Annotated in this window: 16 protein-coding genes; 13 read left to right on the top strand and 3 right to left on the bottom strand. The window is 38.5% G+C overall.

Annotation, left to right across the window (positions count from 1 at the left end):
* Nucleotides 1–8 precede the first annotated feature (8 nt).
* The 12 genes from M2408_RS05960 (at nucleotide 9) to M2408_RS06015 (ending at nucleotide 17,398) form a co-directional block, all read left to right on the top strand.
* Entirely contained in the window at nucleotides 9–1,604 is a 1,596-nt protein-coding gene (locus tag M2408_RS05960; protein WP_259180173.1) for a RagB/SusD family nutrient uptake outer membrane protein, read from the top strand.
* Between the two features lie 2 nt (nucleotides 1,605–1,606).
* Nucleotides 1,607–2,497: a putative zinc-binding metallopeptidase gene (locus tag M2408_RS05965; protein ID WP_259180175.1), complete on the top strand. Its 891-nt coding sequence runs from the start codon at nucleotides 1,607–1,609 to the stop codon at nucleotides 2,495–2,497.
* A gap of 6 nt (nucleotides 2,498–2,503) precedes the next feature.
* The gene (locus tag M2408_RS05970) at nucleotides 2,504–3,793 is read left to right on the top strand and encodes a DUF4302 domain-containing protein (protein WP_259180177.1); all 1,290 of its coding nucleotides are present in this window, start codon (nucleotides 2,504–2,506) and stop codon (nucleotides 3,791–3,793) included.
* 390 nt (nucleotides 3,794–4,183) lie between these two features.
* Complete coding sequence (locus M2408_RS05975) at nucleotides 4,184–4,711, top strand: RNA polymerase sigma factor (RefSeq protein WP_259180179.1); 528 nt, start codon at nucleotides 4,184–4,186, stop codon at nucleotides 4,709–4,711.
* A 46-nt stretch (nucleotides 4,712–4,757) separates the two neighbouring features.
* A complete protein-coding gene (locus M2408_RS05980) occupies nucleotides 4,758–5,915 on the top strand; it encodes a FecR family protein (RefSeq protein WP_259180181.1) in 1,158 nt (385 codons plus the stop codon).
* Nucleotides 5,916–6,166: 251 nt separating this feature from the next.
* Nucleotides 6,167–9,793, top strand: coding sequence for a SusC/RagA family TonB-linked outer membrane protein (locus M2408_RS05985; RefSeq protein WP_259180184.1), 3,627 nt, complete (start codon nucleotides 6,167–6,169; stop codon nucleotides 9,791–9,793).
* 11 nt (nucleotides 9,794–9,804) lie between these two features.
* Nucleotides 9,805–11,292, top strand: a complete 1,488-nt coding sequence (locus M2408_RS05990) for a RagB/SusD family nutrient uptake outer membrane protein (protein ID WP_259180186.1) — start codon at nucleotides 9,805–9,807, stop codon at nucleotides 11,290–11,292.
* A gap of 6 nt (nucleotides 11,293–11,298) precedes the next feature.
* A complete protein-coding gene (locus tag M2408_RS05995; RefSeq protein ID WP_259180188.1) occupies nucleotides 11,299–12,696 on the top strand; it encodes a substrate import-associated zinc metallohydrolase lipoprotein in 1,398 nt (465 codons plus the stop codon).
* Between the two features lie 10 nt (nucleotides 12,697–12,706).
* A complete protein-coding gene (locus M2408_RS06000; RefSeq protein ID WP_259180189.1) occupies nucleotides 12,707–14,038 on the top strand; it encodes a DUF4302 domain-containing protein in 1,332 nt (443 codons plus the stop codon).
* A gap of 235 nt (nucleotides 14,039–14,273) precedes the next feature.
* On the top strand, nucleotides 14,274–15,239 hold the full coding sequence (locus tag M2408_RS06005) for a hypothetical protein (protein WP_259180191.1): 966 nt from the start codon (nucleotides 14,274–14,276) through the stop codon (nucleotides 15,237–15,239).
* Between the two features lie 423 nt (nucleotides 15,240–15,662).
* Nucleotides 15,663–16,094 carry a nuclear transport factor 2 family protein gene (locus M2408_RS06010; RefSeq protein WP_259180194.1) on the top strand — a complete coding sequence of 144 codons (432 nt, stop codon included), beginning with the start codon at nucleotides 15,663–15,665 and terminating at the stop codon, nucleotides 16,092–16,094.
* A gap of 311 nt (nucleotides 16,095–16,405) precedes the next feature.
* Nucleotides 16,406–17,398 (top strand): energy transducer TonB, encoded by a 993-nt coding sequence (locus M2408_RS06015; protein ID WP_259180195.1) that lies wholly within the window; start codon nucleotides 16,406–16,408, stop codon nucleotides 17,396–17,398.
* 65 nt (nucleotides 17,399–17,463) lie between these two features.
* Here the strand turns inward: M2408_RS06015 and acs are convergent, their stop codons facing one another.
* A complete protein-coding gene (gene acs / locus M2408_RS06020) occupies nucleotides 17,464–19,380 on the bottom strand; it encodes an acetate--CoA ligase (RefSeq protein ID WP_223581973.1) in 1,917 nt (638 codons plus the stop codon).
* 185 nt (nucleotides 19,381–19,565) lie between these two features.
* Here acs and M2408_RS06025 point away from each other — a divergent pair, with 185 nt between their 5' ends.
* Nucleotides 19,566–20,429: a hypothetical protein gene (locus M2408_RS06025; protein ID WP_259180201.1), complete on the top strand. Its 864-nt coding sequence runs from the start codon at nucleotides 19,566–19,568 to the stop codon at nucleotides 20,427–20,429.
* Here the strand turns inward: M2408_RS06025 and M2408_RS06030 are convergent.
* Together M2408_RS06030 and M2408_RS06035 are read right to left on the bottom strand one after the other, a co-directional pair.
* Nucleotides 20,426–21,370 (bottom strand): NAD(P)-dependent oxidoreductase, encoded by a 945-nt coding sequence (locus M2408_RS06030; protein ID WP_259180203.1) that lies wholly within the window; start codon nucleotides 21,368–21,370, stop codon nucleotides 20,426–20,428. The genes M2408_RS06025 and M2408_RS06030 overlap by 4 nt on opposite strands.
* Nucleotides 21,360–22,538, bottom strand: a complete 1,179-nt coding sequence (locus M2408_RS06035; RefSeq protein ID WP_259180206.1) for an FAD-dependent monooxygenase — start codon at nucleotides 22,536–22,538, stop codon at nucleotides 21,360–21,362. The genes M2408_RS06030 and M2408_RS06035 overlap by 11 nt, the downstream gene beginning before the upstream one ends.

Genomic DNA, 22,538 nt, shown 5'->3' on the forward strand with positions numbered 1-22,538 from the left:
TAATTAAAATGAAAAGAAATAATAGAATATATATAGCAATTGCACTGATCTGTGGAGTGAATTTGTCGTCTTGCAATAAATTTCTTGATGAAATGCCCGACAATCGTGCAAAACTCGATACCGAAGCAAAAATTGACAAATTATTGGTATCTGCATATCCACAAACAGCTTATTTAGTGAGTGCAGAGTTATCATCTGATAATGTGGATGATTATGGCCCTACCAATCCAAATGGAGAACGTTTTATGGAGGAGTTGTTTCGATGGAAGGAAATCACTGACAATCAGGACGAGGTGCCTAAAGATGTTTGGGAAGCCTGCTATACAGCGATCGCAAGTGCGAATGCCTCCTTACAAGCAATAGAAGAAATGGGAAATCCCAGCAGTTTGAGCCCACAACGAGGAGAGGCTTTGGCAGTACGGGCATACAATCATTTTATACTTGTTAATTTGTTTGCACAGCATTATACTAAAGAAAATGCAGCAACAGATTTAGGTGTCACCTATATGACAGAACCTGAAGTTGTGCTGGATCCAAAATACCAGCGTAATACAGTACGGGAGGTATACGATCTTCTGATCAAGGATTTAGATGAGGCCATTCCATTAATAGACGACTCTTCCTTTGGATCTACCCCCAAATATCATATGAATTCCAGAGCTGCCAATGCTTTAAGAGCGCGAATTGCATTATACATGCAGGACTGGGAGAAAGCTGTCAGTTTCTCAAATGCAGCTATTGGTGTCAATCCAGTAAGTTTACAACGAAATTACGCTAGGATCGCCGCTGAGGCTGTGGGGACTAGAGGATTCCCTAATGGAGCGATATCCTATAACAAAAGTGAAGAAAAGTCTAATCTCATGGTAGCAACTGCAGGGACACAGCATGGCGTAATATTTGGGCCATATTCTTTTGGATCGAGATACTCACATGGAGCACTACTAGGGGACACAGAAACAACAATGGCAGCCGGACCTTATGGACAATTAGCTTCCACTGGTTATGTATTACGTGCTTTTGTTTATGCAGGAACAAATTTAGATAAGGTATTATTCCCCCGTGTTTCTTATATGTTTGAGTATACGGATCCTGTGGCGGGAATTGGATATGCACGTGGGGCTTATGCGCCATTTACAACGGAAGAAACAATGTTGGTAAGAGCCGAAGCACTTATTCATCTCAAACGTTATAATGAAGCAGTCGTGGATATGAAGCGATGGGTGGACAATGCATTGGTAAGACCTCCAGCAACCTTTAATGTAGCTACAATTAATACGTGGGCGAACGGAATAAATTATTCTTCAGCCAGAATACCCACAGCTAAGAAAAAATTGGATCCCAAGATGATTTCTTTTGAGGCTGGTACGCAGGAAAATATGCTCCATGCGCTACTCTTTTTACGACGTGTAGAAACATTGCATATGGGCTTGAGGTGGTTTGATGTTAAACGCTATGGTATTGAAGTAGAAAGACGTGTATTGAATTCATCTGGTGCAGTGGCTTCTGTGGAGACAGAAACAAAACTGATTGCACGGGATAAGAGAGCAGCTTTACAAATCCCATCTGAAGTTATTGCCGCAGGTTTAACCCCTAATCCAAGATAATTATGAAAATATTAAATAAGATTAATGTATTGTTGTTTTTTTCGGTGCTCTTATTTTCATGCTCTGAAGATAAATTGAGCCCGGATAGCATATTTGTTGATAAGAAGGTAGAAAGCAATGATTTAGATAATTATATTCAACAAAAATATACAAAGGATTATAACATTGCTATACTTTATAAATTTGTTGAAAAGGAATCTGATTTAGATTATAATTTGAGTCCAGCAAGCTATGAGAGCTCTGTCCGAATGACCAAACTATTGTATCATCTTGGTATTGAACCCTATGATAAGATTACAGGGAGTAAGGACTTTATCAAAAAATATTTCCCTAAGTTATTAAACTACATTGGTTCGCCAGCGTATCAAAATAATGGAACATTTGTATTGGGTACAGCCGAAGGCGGTGTTAAGATCACCCTTTACCTTTTGAATAGACTAAATGCTGAAACGGGGAAAGATGTAGCCTTTCTCAATTACTATTATTTTCACACCATGCATCATGAATTTGGACATATTTTACACCAAACTAAAGGTTACCCCGCTTCTTTTGAGCAAATTACTGGTGCTAGCTATGTGTCGGATTCATGGAGTGATATCTATGAAAATGATGCTGATGCCGCGGCATTGGGATTTGTTTCTCCCTATGCCTCCAAAGAACCAAACGAAGATTTTGTAGAGACTTATTCATATTACATTACATTGTCGCCAACCCAATGGAACCAACGCATCAGTAGTGGAGGGGCAGAAGGGAAAGCATTGATTGAAGCAAAACTTGATATCGTACGTACCTATTTCCAAAATGTTTGGAACATTAATTTGGACGAGCTGCGTGATGAGATTTTAGCTAGACAAGCAGATTTGCCCAACTTTGATCAGACATCTTTAAAATAAGAAATTATGAAATTAAAATATTTAATGATCTTAATCTTACTTCCGTTTTTTTTGATTACTTCATGCAAGCGGGATGAGGATAGAATATTTGATGCCAATGCAACGGTTCGGATGACCGAGGCTGTAGAACAGGCATATACCGTTTTACAGGCAAATAAAGCAGGTTGGGTAATGAAATTTTACCCAAGCAATAATCAGGAATTTGGTGGATATACTATTTTTACAAAATTTATTTCCAACGAGGAGGTATCCATTGCTTCAGATCCTTTTTCTGGCTTTAAAACAAGTACCTACTCTGTAGTTCCCGAATCTGGTCCCGTGCTTTCATTTAACGGATACAATAAGAACATTCATTGGTTTTCAGAGCCCGGAAAGGATAACGGCGGGATTGGAGCAGATGATAGCGGTATGCGTGGTGATTTTGAGTTTATAGTACTTAAAGCTACAGCAGATTCGGTGGTGTTAAAAGGAAAGAAAAGCGGGAGCCATTTAGTGATGTTACCTTTAAAGGGAACTGAGTTTGAGAGTATGTCTGCATCCTATCAGGAGGCTACAAGCAAATTTAATGAGTTTGAAGTTTATCAACTGGAAACAGCTGGAAACAAGACTGTAGAGCTTGATTTCGATCCCAAAATGCGTGTATTCAGCAATCCAAATGATCCATCGGCGAAAGATATATCGTTTCGAGTAGTTCCTGGTGGTTTGGAATTTTATGAGCCGTACACGATAGCAGGGAAAACTGTAGCTCGTGTGGATTTTATTGCGCCAACAACTACATATCCATCTGGTTACTATACCGATAAAGATAACAGTTTAAAGATAATTCCAGTTCCTACGCCACTTAATCGCTGGTTTAGGAATAACCTATGGTCTGTATCTTATAAGAATATGGGTGCGCTAGGGAAATTATATTGGAATGCTGGTAGGCCTATGTTAAAGGAAAGAGGAATTGTAGTGAACAATTTTTATATCGGTAAAAACGGGTCAGATGGAGTGATAATTTGGGTATTACAAGGGGGATCTGTAGTAGGGGGATTAACACATATAATTCAGCTCAAAACAGGAACCGAAGACCAGGTATATATAGAACTTGAAGGGTATGGTGTCGGTAACTTTGTTCTTGCTCATTGGCAAGGTGGACTAAATTATCTTTCAGCTCCGTTTGACGGAAATACTTTCAAGATTACTTCTGACGGTACGCCAAAGCCTTCGGTTATTACTTTAACGGATGTGGCTGATTCAAGAAATGTAATCAAGTTGACGTTAGAAGATATTGATGACCCATTGAATAATTAGCTCTCGCTTTTTATTTTAATAAAAATTTTAGAATCAAATGGAAGAATCCTCAACAAGCTGTTGAGGATTCTTTTTTGTCTCGTTAATAACCCTGATTTGTGACAATAAAATCCAAAAATATTGTCATCTCTCTTAATATTTCGCTATTCGCTAATATTTTGTTTTTGATCACCTCAAGGCAGTTCCTTTTTCGTTTTATAATAAATATGAGTGATATGATCTTAGGGGAAAAATGAAAAAATATTCCATTTGAAATATTTTTCTTGTAAATAATAAAAAATATTAGCCATTTTTATAGCACAATTATTAAGCATCCTCATAAGATGTACATATATGTCCTAAAATACCCACCTATAGAACACAATAGCTGGGAGAGGAAGTAATCTAACTATGCAGAAGGAAGAAGTATTATTCAAAACACATTACAATGGGCTATGTCATTTTGCGTGGAAGATATTAGGTGACCTCACGATCGCAGAGGATCTGGTGCAAGATGCTTTTATCGCCTATTTTAAACATACGGACCAAGTCAGTGATAATGAGATTGCGATAAAAAATTATCTGTATAGTTCGGTGCGTTTTGCCTGCTATAATCACATACGGCATGAAAAGGTGCGTCAAAAGTATTGGAATGTAGTGGGTTTTACCGAAGAGGATAATACGGCGCTTGAATTGAATATGATCCATAGTGAGCTCATTCAGGAGATCTATAAAATTATTGAACAAATGCCGGCCTCTTGTCAGCAGGTCTTTCGGTTAGGATACCTTGAAGGTCTGTCTAATCTGGAGATCACTAAAGAACTGCAAATTAGCATTAACACCGTGAAAACTCAAAAACAACGGGGGATGAAAATGCTACTAAAACGCCTAAACCCTGAATTTATCCCGCTTGTTATTTTTTTGTTAAAAAATATTTAAATTCTTGTCACCCCTTTTTTCGTCTTGCGTTTCTTTAGTGTAATATATGAAAGAAAACACAGGACATATTGCAGAAGTACTTCGGAAGTTCCTTAGCGGTAACTTGACGGAAGAAGAGCAAAACCAGCTTGAAGAGTGGTTAAATGCTAGTCCGCAGAATAAACAATTTCTGGAATCTTTTCGCCAGGCAAAGAATATCGAAGAGGATTTATTCATTGTTCGTAAACTGGATGCCGATAAGGCTTGGAATAAGCTAAATCATAAAAATCGCACTGGAATAAAATTAATTGGGAAATGGTCTTTAGGTATTGCTGCTTCCATTACATTTTTAATTGGATGTTTCGCACTATGGCGAACAGAATTCGCAGCTAATATGCCAAAAGAAAGACCTGTTGTTGCTGTACAGAAACAGGATATCGCGCCAGCGACAAGTGGGGCAATTTTGGTGCTTGCAGATGGAACAAAGATCCCACTGAATAACGATTCTACGAAAACGCTTACTAAGAACAATAATCTCGTTGGCAATAGCAATGAGTTGATTGTCAAAGGGACAGATCAGGTTATTCTTGTACAATATAATTCATTAATTGTCCCAAAGGCGAGTTTTTATAAAATGACTTTGGTGGATGGGACAAAAGTTTGGGTCAATGCACTTTCTCAACTGAAATTTCCTGCACAATTTTCAAAAACAGAACGCCGGGTCTTTCTCGACGGAGAGGCTTATTTTGAAGTAGCCCACAATCCGAATCAACCCTTTATTGTTGAGTCCAAAGGGAATGAGATCAAAGTTTTAGGGACACATTTTAATGTAAATTCATATACAGAGCAGGTTCGCACAACGCTTGCGGAAGGGAAAGTGGAGATTAGTAGGAATAATGAACGCGTTGAGCTGTCACCCGGAGAGTATGTATGGTCTTCCAAGGATAATCTGATCAAAGGAAAAGCGGATCTGCAACGCGATCTGTCTTGGCACAATAATGAGTTTTATTTCAAAAAGGAAACAATCGTAGATATCGCACATCAATTATCAAGATGGTATGATCTGGATGTGAAATTCAGGGGAAATGTACAGCTCGACAAAGAGTATACCGGAAGTATTGAGCGAGATGTAAAATTATCTCAGGTCCTGGAAATGCTATCCTATGTAAGTAACCTCAAATTTGAAGTGGATGGAAAACAATTGATCATAGAAACGAAAAGCTAGAAATATAATAGTAAACTAAACCCAAACCGGCTGCTTATGACGAATTAATACCTACCCAAATGACCTTAGAAAAGAGAACAGGAATGTTGGCGCATCCCTGTTCAGAAAATGTGATTATCAGGTCCTAAATTAAAAAGTGAACAATTAAACCCCAATTAACCACAAAGTGTAAATGTATGAATAACTTACCATTTAGCAAAAGGTGGTCCTTGATCCCTCAAGATCCACGTTTTTGTAAACCCCTGCGTATTATGAAAATTAGTACATGTCTTCTATTCGCATTTGTTACCGGTGTACATGCTAAAGGCACTGCCCAGAAAGTCACCTTAAACATGCGAAATGCACGTATTGAAGAGGCATTATCTGCAATCTCCAAGCAGTCTCATCTGCGCGTACTGTACAGTGAAAATCTGAATTCGAAAGCGAGAATTTCGATCAATGTCAAGAACGCTACTGTTGAGGAAGCACTCAACGCTGTATTGAAAAATAATAATATTGAATATAAGATTATTGCCAATACAATCTCTGTCAACAGTAATTTAAAATCGACCAATTCAAATACATCCACTGCATCGTTACAGCAAGCTATTACCGGCACAGTTAAGGATAAAGACGGAAAAGGACTGAGTGGTGCTACAGTGACCGTAAAAGGAACTTCAGTTTCTACTCAAACCGATGAACAGGGACGATTTAAGATCAATGCCCCATCTTCTGCAACCTTGGTTGTAAGGTATGTTGGATTTTCCGGCACAGAAGTCACCGTTAATGGTCGTGCTATTGTTCCTATCGTATTGGCTTCGTTGGATAATCAATTGGATATTGTTGATGTCGTTGCGACTGGATATCAGAATGTTGATCGTAAGTTGTTTACAGGGGCGAGTTCAAAAGTAAATGCTAGAGATGCTGAACGGAGTGGGGTGCCTGATATTTCTCGGATGTTAGAAGGGCAGGTAGCGGGGGTTTCTGTCCAGAATGTTTCCGGAACATTTGGCGCGGCTCCCAAAATTACTGTTCGTGGAGCAACTTCACTTTCGGGCGATAATAAACCGTTATGGGTTATTGATGGAATTATTTTAGAAGATGTGGTTAACATCTCCAATGAAGCACTTTCTACCGGTGATGCCAATACATTGATCGGATCATCGGTAGCGGGCCTTAATCCGGATGATATTGAGTCCTTCACTATTTTGAAAGATGCGGCGGCAACTGCAATGTATGGAGCTCGTGCCATGAATGGTGTTATCGTCGTAAATACTAAAAGAGGTAAAAATACAGAAGGAAAACCGTTGATTAACTATTCTGGAACATTTACGACTTATCTAAAACCAAGTTACAGTCAGTTCGACATCATGAACTCGGCGGAACAGATGTCTGTTTTATTGGAACTAGAAAATAAAGGAAGCTTCAATCATAGTAGTGTGTCAAGAAGTTCCACAGGTGGTATATTTTATAAGATGTATAATCAAATGTACCAATATGATGAAACGACAGATTCCTTTGCGTTAAAAAATACATTGCAAGATCGACTGAATTTTTTGAGTCGGTATGCTAAAGCGAATACAGATTGGTTTGATGTACTCTTCAGAAACTCATTACTGCAAGAACATTCCCTTAGTATTAATTCCGGTACCGCACGGTCTCAAACGTATTTTTCAAGTAGTTTAACTAGTGATAATGGACAGACTTTGGGGGATAATGTGAAAAGATATACGGGCAATCTGAGAAACAATATCAAGATTAGTGATAAGTTGAGCGCAGAATTTCTTGTAAACACAGCTATTCGTGACCAACGTGCTCCTGGAACTTTAACTAGACAATCCGATCCTGTGTATGGTCAATATTCCAGAGATTTTGATATCAATCCTTATTCCTATGCATTAAATACCAGTAGACTTATCACCCCTTATGATGAAAATGGTGATTTAGAGTATTTCGTAAGAAATTATGGGGATTTCAATATTATTAATGAATTGCAAAATAATTCGTTAGCACTAAATATGCTTGATATTAAGGTGCAAGGGGGGGTGAAATATAAAATTACGCCGAAATTGACTTATTCCGTTGATGGGGCTTATCGTTATGCGAAAACCGAGCGTCAGCATTCCATGAAGGAAAATTCCAATGTGATTAAGTCCTACCTTGCAAATGGGGATGCTACTATCGCCGATGGCAATAAATGGTTGTACAAAGATCCAGATAATCCCAATGATCCGCCTGTTGTTATTTTACCAGAAGGTGGTTTCTTCAATACAACCAACAATAATTTAAAAAATTACTATTTACGCCAAAATTTAGAGTATGATAATACCTTCTCAAAAAATCATAGATTAAATGTCTTTGGATCGATGGAAATGAGGTACACGGATCGACAAAATTCTTCGTATGATGGTGTAGGTTATCAGTTTGCTAGTGGCGGATTAGTAAATCCAAATTATCGCTATTTTAAAAAAATTATTGAAGCAGGCAACCCATATTTTGGGATGGGCTACGGTTACGATCGTTATGTAGCAACGATGTTGAGAACAGCTTATGCGTATAAGGATAAGTATTCAATAAACTTCACGGCAAGGTACGATGGCGCGAACCAATTGGGGAAATCTAGGGTAGCACGTTGGTTACCCACTTGGAACATTTCAGGAAAATGGAATGTTGACCAGGAAGAGTTTTTTAAAAAGAATGATATTGTCAATGGCTTCAGTTTGAGAGCAACTTATGGTTTAACAGCGAGCTTAGGTAGTGCTAGAAATTCCTCGCCCATTTTTTATAATGATATATCAAAAAGGCCATACGAGGACGAAAAGGAAAGTCTTATATACATAAGTAGTTTAGAAAACTCCAAGTTAACTTGGGAAAAAATGTATGAGACTAATATCGGTACCGATCTTAACTTATTTAATAATAAGGTTGAATTGACTATGGATTGGTATAAAAGAAATATTTTTGACTTGATTGGTTCGATACGTACATCTGGTATTGGAGGACAGTTTACAAAGCAGGCCAATTATGGAGAAATGAAAGCCCATGGATTCGAATTTACAATTGCAGGCAGTCCTTTCAAAAATCCAGATGGTTTTCGCTGGCGGACGCAGTTCAATTTTGCGATAAATAAGAACGAAGTTACACGTTTGGATGTTAATCAAAATATTTGGACACTGGTCAGAGCGGAAGGCGCACCAGTACAAGGATATTCCCAACGCGGACTTTTCTCTATTCAGTTTGATGGTTTGGATACTCGCTATGGCTATCCAACTTTTATTGGTACGGAGGGTGTAAAGGACACCTATATCAATTTACAAAGTCAGACAATAGACTATTTGAAGTATCATGGTCCGGTAAATCCTACCACTACGGGCGGTTTTTTTAACCAATTTGGGTATAAAGGATTATCCCTGTCAACACTTTTTACCTTCGCGGCAGGAAACTTTATTCGTCTGCAACCTACATATGGGAGTGTCTACTCGGATATGCAAACAATTTCCAAAGATATGGTCAATAGATGGTTGATGCCTGGCGATGAGATGTACACGAATATTCCATCTTTACTAGATGGTTATGTGAAGAACAACTCGGTAATCCGTGCCAATGGTTCTACAGTAGATGCAGTGTATCCCTATAATGCATACAATTATTCAACAGAACGTGTCGCTAAAGGGGATTATGTCCGGTTAAAGCAGGTGGCATTGACTTATATATTTCCAAAAGATTTATTAAAGAGAATAAGTGTTAATTCATTACAAGTGTCACTCGTTGGAAATAATATAGCACTATTGTATTCGGATAAAAAACTCAATGGTGCAGATCCAGAATTCTTCAACAACGGTGGTGTGGCCATGCCTGTGCCTCGTCAGTATACACTCTCATTAAAAGTAGGTTTCTAATTATTAAAATAATGAAAGGATTAAATATATATATATCAGTAATAATCTTATCAGCGTTTTCGCTAACTTCTTGTGAAAAATACTTGGAGCAGGAGCCTGATATGCGGACGGAAATCAATACCGTTGATAAGGTTGCAAAATTGGTGACCTCAGCATATCCTGGATATGGATATTTAGCGATGGCAGAGACATATTCGGACAATGTGAGTGACAAGGGGCCTAACAGTGGGGCACCACTATTGGATCCTTATGTAGACTTATATCGCTGGAACGATATCGCCGGTTCTGGAAATAACACGCCAACGCAATATTGGAATGGTTGTTATGCAGCAATTGCTAGTGCAAATCAAGCATTGGCTTCGATTGAAGAGTTTAAGTTGGATAAATCCGTATTACCATATAAAGGTGAAGCTTTAGTTGCTCGGGCTTATGCACATTTTATGCTTGTTACGTATTTTGCAAAAGCCTATCAGATCGGTCAAGACAATACCTCTCCAGGTATTCCTTATGTTACACAACCAGAAAAAATTGCTTTGCAGCAATATGAAAGAGGTACAGTGGAGTCCGTTTATCAACAGATCCAAAAAGATTTAGAAGAAGGTATCCCTTTATTAAAAGGCGGTAAATGGCAAGTTCCTAAATATCATTTTACCTATTCTGCAGCGAATGCATTTGCAACTCGGTTTTATTTATTTAAAGGTGATTGGGATAAGGTAATCTCACATGCGAATGCCGTATTTCAAAATGGTGATTATACCAACAATACAAGGCCGGAGGCGACAAAAATTAGAGATTTGACGAGTGCTGAGCGACAAATTGAATACACCAAGGCAGATAAAAATTATAATTTACTTCTTGCCGATACATATTCAATTTACCAAAGACAGAGCACCGGCTACTATAGTCGATTTGGCTATGGACGAGATAAATACCTTGCAACTTTTGGCAAAGTGACTGTGGCTGGAGCAACATTTCAATGGAATGGCTCTTCCTATGCCAGTAGTACACATTATTGGCCTCGGAAATACAACGAATATTTCTTTTATACAAATGTATCTGCAGGCACGGGTCAACCCTATACTATGGTTCCCCTTATTACTGCAGATGAAGCGCTAATTAACAGGGCAGAGGCATATGTAATGAAAAGCGATTTTGTCAATGGCTTGAATGATATCAATTATTTTGCAAGTACAAGGATTGTAGGTTTTAATCCATCAAATCACAATGTAACGTTGTCAAAAGCGAGGCAGTATTTTACAACCGCCGGGACAGACCAAGATGCGCTGATAGAAACTATTTTACAGTATAAACAATTAGCATTTCTTACTGAGGGTATACGTTGGCTAGATATCTTGAGACATCGTATTCCAGTAGTGCACAATTTTCTTGATAAAGATGGCACAGAGACCTTTGAGACTTTGTCCACAGAAGATAATAGAAGAATGTTTCAAATACCTGACGAGGCATCTATTGCTGGAGTAGGAAAAAATCCAAGATAATAGTTTATGAAAAGAAATAATATATTAACACTCATTGCGTTTTCGCTGCTCGTTATCTTACAATATTCCTGTAGAAAGAGCGATAGCAATTTAGATGTGGATCTGAATGACTATAATTCGGATAAATACGTTTATGGAGAGCTGGATAATTGGTTGGAATCTAGTTTGACAAATCCTTATAATATAGAAGTCGTGTATCGTTTTGATCGCTCCATGGGGGATATCGCAAAGAATATTTCGCCACCCAATATAGATCGTGTTAAACCGACGGCCGAAATGGTCTTAAATGGCTTTATCAAAGTGTATGAGAAAGTTGCAGGAGCTACCTTTATCAAGACACGTACGCCAAAGCAATTTGTCTTTTTTGGATCTACAGTATATAATTCAAACGGATCCGAGACATTGGGTACCGCTGATGGGGGAAGAAGAGTAATTCTTTATAATTTGAATACGCTTGATGAAAATGATTATAACAATGTGAAAAGGAGATTGAGAACAATTCATCACGAATTTACACATATTTTAAATCAGACCGTGGAGATTCCGCCAACTTTTGAAAAAATTACACCCTCTGATTATACCTCTGATTGGACGAATTCAGCAAATACTGAGGAGCTAGCGCAAAAGCTAGGGTTTATCTCAAGATATGCAAGAGATCAATATACCGAGGATTTTGCAGAAACGGTAGCGCATTTATTGGTCGAAGGACAGTTATATTACGATCGCTATGCTAATGCTGCGGGAGCAGATGGTAAAGCAAAACTAAAGCAAAAGGAGGCCATAGTCGTAGACTATTTTAAGCAATATTACGATATTGATTTTAGACAGTTACAATATGAAATGTCTAGTACACTCGCTAGCTTATATAAAGATCCGACCGAAACACTTGTCTATCAGATGAAGCAGGCTTACCTCAAACAAATTGACGTTGATTTAGCTCAAGGAGCACATTATGCTTCCTTTGGTCAATCAGCTGTATTCAAAAGTATTTGGAATGACATCGAAAAAAAGCTTGCACTCGATATCAATGGTACAACAGGTAGAACTGCCAAGAGCTTTTCTTGTGTATTTAATGGTACAACCTTGCAGGTTCAGGCTTCTTATAGTAGCTCTTCTACCTCAACAACGATTATAAAAGCATTCTTCGATTTTAATATTACTTATTTGGCGGACGGTAGTGTAAAGTTTATTTATGTTCCAAACAGTTCTTCCAGCTCGGAGTACAATAATGGAAGAGTAACTTTAGCCGGTTGGCAACCGCTGATCGATTATTTAACGAATAATACTTTCATACCAGAATGGTTGCCGAAAACAGCGGGTTTAGCAAATTTCAGAAAATATGCTGGTTTTTATGTTCAAGGAAATGCCGAGAGTTATTTTTATGGACCTATTGTTTTAAATTAATTTACGAAAAATGAAAAAAATATTATTAGTCTTTATAACTATTATATTGATTTTTAGTAGTTGTAAAAAAGATAATGTAGAATTTATTTTTGACAAACAGCCAGAGGCTAGGGTCAAAGAAAAGCTTGATCTGTTACAGAATAGTCTATTGTCGTCACCTTACGGATGGAAGGCGGCACTAAATACCAAAGTGGAAGGCGGATACGGTTTTTATATAGATTTTAAAAAAGATCAGACATTAAAAATGTTGTCGGATTTTTCCTCAACATCTTCAAATACACTGAAGGAATCCACATATCGGGTTACATGGACAATGGATGCTGTCTTAATGTTTGATACTTATAATTATCTGACACTTTTGCAAGACCCCACACCATCTGTAAACGGTGGTACGGCTGGAAATGGATTGCAAAGTGATATTGAATTTGAATTCTTAAGTGCATCAGTAGATACACTTAAACTTAAAGGAAAACGATATGCACAGATGTTAACACTGGTGAAATTGAAGGAGAACGAACAAAAAAGTTATTTAGACGGTGAATATAAAACAAGTATTAACAATGTAAGAGCTTATTTTGCATCACATTCAAATAATTATATAGAAATTGGAGGTACTAACAATAAAGTCGAATTTGTTCTCACAAATACAAAAGGCTGCGTGTTCCAATATGTTTCAAACGAAGGGGATGTCCAAAGCGTAAGCGGAAAATTTAATTATGAGCTCAATGGAATTAATTTTAATGAGCCAATAAATGTTGGTCAGGAGATATTTGCCCGAGGTGAACTTGTTGACGGAGAATTCTATTTGATCAATGATAAAAATACAAGGTTTAAATTAAATCAAAATAGCGTACCCATTTTACCGATAGAGACACTCTTTGCTTATAATAAGACGTATAATACATTGCATATCGGATTGAGTCAGCCGAATGGTGTCACCAGTGATTTTAATAGCATATATACGATAGTAAAAAATGCCTATGCTGCATTAAACCCGGGACGTCATATCCTACAATTTTACTTTAGATTGAGTAGTTCAACAAAAGCAGAAGTAGCAGTTCAGAGTCAAGTTACTCCAAATGGTACAACTTATGCCGCAGGAATCGCAACTTACGATTATAAGCTTGATGAGAAAGGTGTAATCACATTGTCTAATCCAATATACGATGGAAATTGGACGGCTCGTATAACACAACTTGGCCCTATTAGAGATTATTTTCTATCTGGACCCTTTAAACTAACTTATGTTACAAGTAGTGATCCGAGTGTATCTAATTTAGGGGGATTACAACCGCTAAATACGCCAAATAATGTGTTCTATGGAGCATTAAGGAAGCAGTAAATTGGTGTATATTGATGTCGGATCATAAAATGATTCGACATCAATATACACCAACCTACAAAAAGATCAAAAATACCGGAACATAAAGGTCCATGATACCTGTCGCCATCTATTTGGGGGGTGTAGTTCCGATGACCATTACTCTGGGAAAAACGGCGTTTGGAATGGTGGTGGCAGCCCGTTTACTTTGTTCGATTGTCTATATAAAAAAATAAGATCATAAAAATAAATCCAAATGATGAGAAAATGTAAGTTATTAACTATTGTGTTCTTTTTAATCACAACTTTTTTTTACTCCTGTCGTCGAGATGACTCTTTAAAAATTACGGACACGTTAAATAAATATTCGAAGGAAACTGTTTTAAAAGTCAAAGCCAACAGCAATGCGGGCGACAACGGCGATAATAATGAAGAACCCTCCTCTCAAGAAGAAGCTCGAATTCAATCACAAGTAAGTTTGAATATTTCGGTACCTAGCAATACGAGTGAAGAACAATTAGTAACCTATATAAACCAAAACATTTCAAGTGTCAACGGAGAAATAGTTTTTAAAGTCAATGGAGAGATATTTTATAAATCTGTTGTGAAGAATGGAGTTGAAACTATTCTTATTGGTTCTCCCACTGCCCAGGGAGGCAGAGATGGTGAATGCTCCTATGAAGGAATAAGGCAATGTGCCAATAAATCAATATATGCTATGGGAACAGTATCTAAAATAGTCTGTGCATTTGGATTCTATCAATGTTACGCTGTTGCTGCAGCCGACTGTATTGAAAAAAATTGCATTAATAAATCTCGCCCTGTTGTACCATTTGAAATAATTCCTGAGTCGGAGATAGACATCCCTGGAAATAATAGCGGATATACTCCGCCACAAAATGCATTGCCAGGGACGGGGACAAAGCTTTTTAATTATGCCGAAAGCATAGACCGAATGAAAGCACATATTTACGGTAAACAACCAACTTATCCCACCAAGATATTTTTGAAAGATAATCTTTATTATGCAGATGCTAATTTTACGTGTATCCTGCCAAATGGTTACTATACTAATGATCGTTTAACGGTATATTTAATTGAGTATGGTCAAGTCTTAAATACATTAATAATGGACTGTAAAGATTGTCCATACCCAACGTCTCTGTCTACTCAAAGTGATCCATTTATTGGTTGTGGGCTTAACGGCAGCGAGCCAGATTAATAAGGAGTCAAGAGCTTCTATAGAGAACGGATTTTCATAGAAGCTCTTTAGATTAATAAAGTGACTATTAACTATTCTTGATAAATATTTTATACTTTTTGTTATTCTTTCTTAGGCTTTCAAAAATCTTGTTTTAAGCAATCATAGTACGAAGCGCGGGCAGAGTTTTAAGAAGCCTAATCAAGTTAGCCAACAGATCTATATCATAAATCTCGCGATGGTAAAAGGATAAGTCCTTTTACCGCTCCATCCCCCTCATTCACCGACTTTTTCTGAATGTTAGTCTAAATGTAATAAAATCGTAGGCTGCGTTGTCTTAATTTTGAATCAGAAAGTTGAAGGAAATGTTGCAACAAAATCAACATCCCTGCGACTACTAGGAAAGAGACAATAAAAAACTAACAATATAAAGTAGAAACGATTATGAAAACTTTAGTAAAGACATTTGCAGCAGCAGCTTTGATCGCAGTATCAACATTTACAATGGCTGCAGGTAACCCTGGTAAAACATTGAATCTATCCACAGCAGACTTAGCTATTGATAGCTATGTATCGGTGATGACAGAAGGTATATCAGGTGGTGTTGAGCAACTATTCGCTTCCGATTTCAGTCAAAAGATTCAAGGCGAAACAGGACGTACCAATACACGTTCAGAGGTAATTTCTTTTTTGAAAAAACAAAAAGGTGAAAAACTGAACTGTAGTACAAATATACAAATCCTTGAGGAATCCGATAATTATATGGTGGCACGCATTACAATGAAATTTGAAACATTTACAAAAACCGATCTGGTTACGCTGGTAAATGAAGCCGGAACATGGAAGGTCGCGAGCTCAGTAAACTCATACAAATAGCAACTGTTTAATTAAATTCATATGTTTATTTTAAGCCACGTCGTGATGATGTGGCTTTTTTGCTGTAATAATCACTTTCGCTTTATTTTGAATGGAGATCTAAAATCTTGTTATTTCCCGAAAGAAATACCTGGATGTCGAAGGGGAAGCATGTTTCGCTTAGTTGAGTTGTTAACATAGTTATTAACATTGTGTGGAAAACATAGCTTCTTTAATTGTAGTTATGTTGAACATAGGTAATGATTATTTAACCTGTCAATTTCTAATTTACTTAAGAGATTTATTAAATTGCGCGGATATTAGAAACTATTATGAAATATTATCTGCATTTGTCAGTCAAACTTATTTGTTTTTTTCTATTCACTTTATGTATATCGAATCTTTATGCCCAAGTCGCTTTTACGAGTTATCATAAGAGAAATGGCGCTGAAACAAAACAACGTGATTCCGCCTATTTTTTGAGAACAATCCATGTGGATGCTGAAGGTAAGGATAAAGTTTATCGTATCGAAGAATTTTACCTGCGGAATGACTCCATTAAACTTAGTGGTATTAGTAAGAATCCTCTTTATCCGTTTAAATTCCAGGGCCGAAAGTATGAATTTTATGAACATGGAACTTTAAAAAGTCTAGAAAACTTTAGCGATGAAAGCGAGCTTATAGATTCGGCATTTTATCTATATCCCAATAATAAACTAGAAAAAATTGTGTTCTACCCAAGTCGCCCCGATAAAAAAGGAAAATTGAAAATAGAAAACCCCAGGTATGTCGTGTACTATGACTCTTTAAATAACAAAAAGTTGGAAAATGGGACTGGTTTTATTCGGTTAGTTTATGGCTGGAGCTATGAGGAGGGGGAGATGAAAAACAACCTACGAGAGGGGCAGTGGAAAGGGAAGATGGGAAAGGACAGTTTCGTCGAAACTTACAATCATGATGAATTAGTGTCAGGGATTAAAACAAAGGAAAACGGTGAGGTTTTTAGTTATGATGCCACCAACTTTATGAGTCCCCCGGATTATCCTGGTGGAATCTCGAGACTGATGGGTTTTATCGGAAGCAACTATACCTACTCACGTGAGGCAATAAGCAATAATGTATCAGGTATTGTAATGATTGAATTTATCGTAGACAAAGATGGTAATATTAAGGACCCGGTTGTAAAAAAGGATTTAGGCTTTGGGACGGGAGAGGAAGGAATCCGTGTTATAAAAAGAGCTGGAAAATGGAAACCGGGAATACAGCGCGGAGAACGGTTGAATGTGAGGTATTCAATTCCTATTCGACTTAACTCATCGAGATAACGAAATCCAAATAATAAGAAAAGCCTCCCATCGGGAGGCTTTCTTTGTTAAAGGTTCTTGCAGAACTATTTTTTCAGGCCTTCAGCACCTTGTATGATACCTTCAACCACCGTAGGGTCCTGCAAAGTAGATGTGTCACCTAAATTACTGATATCTCCCTCAGCAATTTTGCGTAGAATACGGCGCATGATCTTTCCGGAACGCGTCTTTGGAAGGTCATTGACAAACTGGATAATATCTGGTTTGGCAATAGGACCAATAATGCGCGAAACAGTCTCCATGATATCTTTCTTGGTTGCTTCTGCATCCGTGTGGTGATTAGCGATAACGTAGGCATAGATACCCTGGCCTTTTACTGGATGTGGATAACCGACGATAGCGGATTCCACAACGTCAGCATGCATATTGATAGCATTCTCTACCTCCGCAGTACCGATGCGGTGACCGGATACATTCAATACATCATCCACGCGGCCTGTGATTTTGTAATATCCTTCTGGACTACGGTAACAGCCATCACCCGTAAAGTACATATCCTTATAGGTTGAGAAGTAGGTTTGTCTACAACGGTCATGGTCTCCCCAGGTCGTCCGTAGCATACCCGGCCAAGGGAATTTGATACATAGATTTCCGGTGACATCATTGCCCTCGATTTCTTTTCCATTTTCGTCCATCAATGCTGGTTGTACACCAGGCATAGGGAACATCGCATAACTTGCTTTTTCTGGTGTAACTCCAGCTAAAGAGGTGATCAGGTGACCACCATTCTCCGTTTGCCAATAAGTATCAACGACAGGACAGTTCTTTTTACCGACCTTTTCATTAAACCAGTTCCAGGCTTCTTCGTTGATAGGTTCGCCGACTGAACCCAGCACACGCAGTGACGAAAGGTCGTTTTTATCAACAAACTGATCGCCGAAAGCCATTAATGAACGTAGTGCAGTAGGTGAGGTATAAATGATATTGACTTTAAATTTATCAACGATATCCCAATAACGGCTAGCATCTGGGAATGTTGGGATACCTTCAAACATCAATGACGTCGCACCTTGGGATAATGGTCCGTAAACAATATAGCTATGACCAGTAATCCAACCAATGTCAGCTGTACAGAAAAATACATCATTTGGTTGATACTGGAAGGTATTCATAAAGGTATATCCCGTATAGACCATATATCCGCCACAGGTATGTACAACTCCTTTTGGTTTACCTGTAGATCCAGAAGTGTAAAGGATAAACAGGGTATCCTCGGCATCCATTTCTTCCGCTGGGCAGGCTGGATTGCCTTGTGTTTCCACTTTCTTGATCTCATCTTCCCACCATACATCACGCCCTTTGATCATGGATACTGGGGTGCGTGTACGTGTTAATACAATGACTTTCTCTACAGTATCACATTGCATCAATGCGTCATCTACTATATTTTTAAGTCCAATGGTTTTATTACCACGGTAGCTGCCATCGGAAGTAACGATCAATTTGCATTCCGCATCCACGATACGATCGGCGATTGAACGTGCCGAGAATCCACCAAAGACAACCGAGTGGATAGCGCCTATACGTGCACAGGCCAATACCGCAATCACCAATTCAGGAACCATCGGTAAATAAATACAGACACGGTCACCCTTTTTGATATTGTTATTCTTTAATACATTAGCAAATTGTTCAACCTTCTGCAACAATTGTTTATAGGAAAGGATACGATGTGCTTCATTTGGGTCATTTGGCTCCCAGATAATCGCTGGTTTATCGCCATTCGCATAAATATGACGGTCCAGGCAGTTTTCGGTAATATTTAATTTTGCACCATCAAACCATTTGATATTAGGCTCCTCAAAGTTCCAGTTTAGCACTTTGTTCCATTTTCTCTTCCAGAAAAAATGATCCGCTATACTCGCCCAAAACTCCTCAGGTTGTTCTACACTTCGCTTATATTCACTTTGATATTCTTCAAATGATTTTATTTGTAGGCTCATTGTTATAGGATTATTATGAATTATTTTAATTTATAAAGTTATCGTTGCGAAATTGTTTTTAATAGCTCAATTTCGGTGTACAATTTAGCGGTTTTTGCCCATTTTATCAACAATTTGATGTTTAATATAATGTTAAACTACTTTTATCTATCAAGATTGTTATATTGCAGCAAGATTAAACACAGATGTTGTTTCTAAGAAAGATATTCTATATCAGCATTTATACGAATATTTTGATTGCATTGGCCGCTATGGCTCAATGTGCACTGACCTATATCATATTTGAACGGTCGATCAATTGGTCTATTGTCTTGGTTGAGGGGACAGCAACATTATTGCTCTACAATTTTAGCTTATGGTGGTCAAAACCCCAAAACCCAAAAGAATCAAAATTTGCCCGCACGCGCTGGATATTTAATCACGAATGGGTGATGTGGTTAAATAATGTCACCGCATTAATTATTCTTGGTTACTGTTTGCTGCACATCCATATTTATTCGTTCTTATTTTTAGGTTTTATAGGAATCCTGAGCTTGTTGTATGGGATGCCGCTGTTTACTTTTCACGATCGCAAAGTTGGGCTTCGGCAAGTTCCTGGGGCGAAAATCTTCCATATCGCCTTGGTTTGGGTATGCAGTAGTGTCGTGCTTCCTTATGTCGAATTGCTCAATATCGGTGACACAATAGACCGTTGGGTACTTGTTGCGCTTTGTGTGCTGAAGTTTATATTTTTGATTATTTGCACGCTACCATTTGATATACGCGATATTCAACAGGATTCCTACTATCATCTGCGTACATTGCCGAACATGCTGGGAGAGCAGAAAGCGAAGAGACTTACTTATACCTTATTGGTATTACACAGTCTCTTAATCCTTATCGCTCCTTATCTGATGGAAATCAAGATTGGGTTGATCCTGACCAATCTTGTGATATTTGCTCTTTTGAAATTAGCAGTCTTCAAGACCAAGGAGCATTATCATTATGCTTACTTACTAGATGGCAGTCTGGTGCTCCAATTTTTGATCGTCGTGTTGTTTAGTCTTTAATTCCCATCCTGTTGTCCTAAAAACGCGATAATCTTATCTGCGGCAACTTCTGATAATTTGTAATAGCTTTCAAAAGTCCAGCCAGCTACATGGGGAGATAGAATGACATTGTCCCTACTGATAAGGTCGGGATACCAGGTCTGTTCCGCAAGTTTGGGGAATTTTTCGACAGGCAGCACATCAAAGGCAGCTCCGAGGATACCGCCCTTATCAAGAGCATTTAGTACGGCCGGAACTTGTACAATACCGCCTCTGGCACCCAACAGAAAAAAGATAGGTTTGTTGAACTTCGATAAATAGGCATCATCAATCATTCCCTTTGTTTCGGCGGTCAATGGGATATGGAAACTAATAATATCGGCTTGTTCGTAAATATTTTCCATACTGGCCTCCACAGCATATTGGTCGGTATAATTCGTCCGGTATTTGTCGTAAGCCAGTACCTTCACGTCAAAACCAGAAAGCTTTTGGGCCATCGCCATACCATTGTGGCCATAACCGATCAAACCAACAGTACGGCCTTTAAGCTCATAGCCACGGTTGGCTTCACGCAACCATTGACCAGCTCTCACTTGTTGATCACTGCGGTTGAGATTGTTCATCAGACTCAATAACATTCCGATCATATGTTCGCCCACAGCATCTCGGTTTCCTTCATTGGCGGGAATCAAGGTAACCTGTTTTTGAATGGCAATTTCATCGTCGATATTGTCCATTCCTGCTCCAGCACGTGCGATAAAACGGAGGTTGGATGCAAAGTCAAAGAACGGCTTATCTACCTGAAATTTCGAACGAATGACCATTCCGGAGTAGTTCGCAATGATCTTTTCGGTTTCTGCACGGTCGATATCGGGGCGGTAATCATAAGCGATACCTGCCAGCGCAAATTTCTCCAACATAATTTCGTGGATGTCATCGACAATCAAAATATTAGCTTTCATGATTACGGTTAATTTGCATAAAATCTACTGACAATAGTTTGTTTAATTGTTGCTGTTTGAGTCTATTGGGCATTATTTTCATGAAAAAATTGCGCATGCCGATCAAAAGTGGGTTTTCCCATTGGGCGATTTTGCCAATCTGCCAGGAAGTGTTACTGATATAGTTGACGCGATCCACTCGACGCGTTTCAAATCGCGAGAAGGCTTGTTGAATGGATGAGGCTGTTCTCAGTTCATCCAGCAGCACAGCAACATCTTCTATTGCTTGACAGGCGCCCTGTCCTAAATTGGGGGTAGTGGCGTGACCAGCATCTCCGAGCAAAAGGATATTGTCGAAGGCAAGCTGTTGTAATGGCGCAATATCTATAATGTCGTTCCAGATCAGTTCGGTATCCTTGGTCTCGGACAGAATCGTTGGAATAGGGTCGTGGTATTCCTTGAAGTTGTTCAATAATTCTGCTGTGGTCCAGTTTTTTAGCGTCGGATTTTGCTGTATGCTGTTGATGCAGGCATACCAATATACACGATTGCCAACAAGGGGAGTCATTCCAAATCTACCCTTTGCGCCCCAGGTTTCAGTGCTTTTTTTGAGTTGGATACTGCTGTTATCTATTGTTGCCCGCCAGCAGGTATAACCTGAATAACGGGGGCTTGAGGTCGGTATCAGTTGTTGACGTAATAGTGAATGCACGCCATCGGCAATAAGTAATGCCGCTCCTACAGCTTGGCTTCCGTCGGTAAAATGAATACAGACCTGTTCCCCTACCCGTTCAAAGGAAGTCGCACGTTTACCAAGATGGACTTGGTTATCGGGAATTTTTGATAAAAGAAATTGGTGTAGGTCCGCTCGGTGTATGGCAAAATTGTCCTGATTGTATTTTTTGCTGATGGATTTGGTATTCGGTTCGACCAGAATATTTCCTTTTTGATCCAAAACATTATAGGAACCCAGATAATGTCCAATTTGACTGATTTCATCTTTTAATCCCAAGTGATCTAGGGCCTGCATAGCATTGGCAGCGAGTCCAAAACCTGCACCTATACCTTTAAGTTCAGCTACACTTTCATAGACATGGGCCTTAAGACCCAATTTTTGAAGGCCTATCGCGGCACATAATCCAGCGATCCCACCGCCGACAATAATAAAAGTGTTATCTGCAAAATTCAT

The organism is Sphingobacterium sp. BIGb0165, from assembly GCF_024810095.1.
GTDB lineage: Bacteria > Bacteroidota > Bacteroidia > Sphingobacteriales > Sphingobacteriaceae > Sphingobacterium > Sphingobacterium detergens.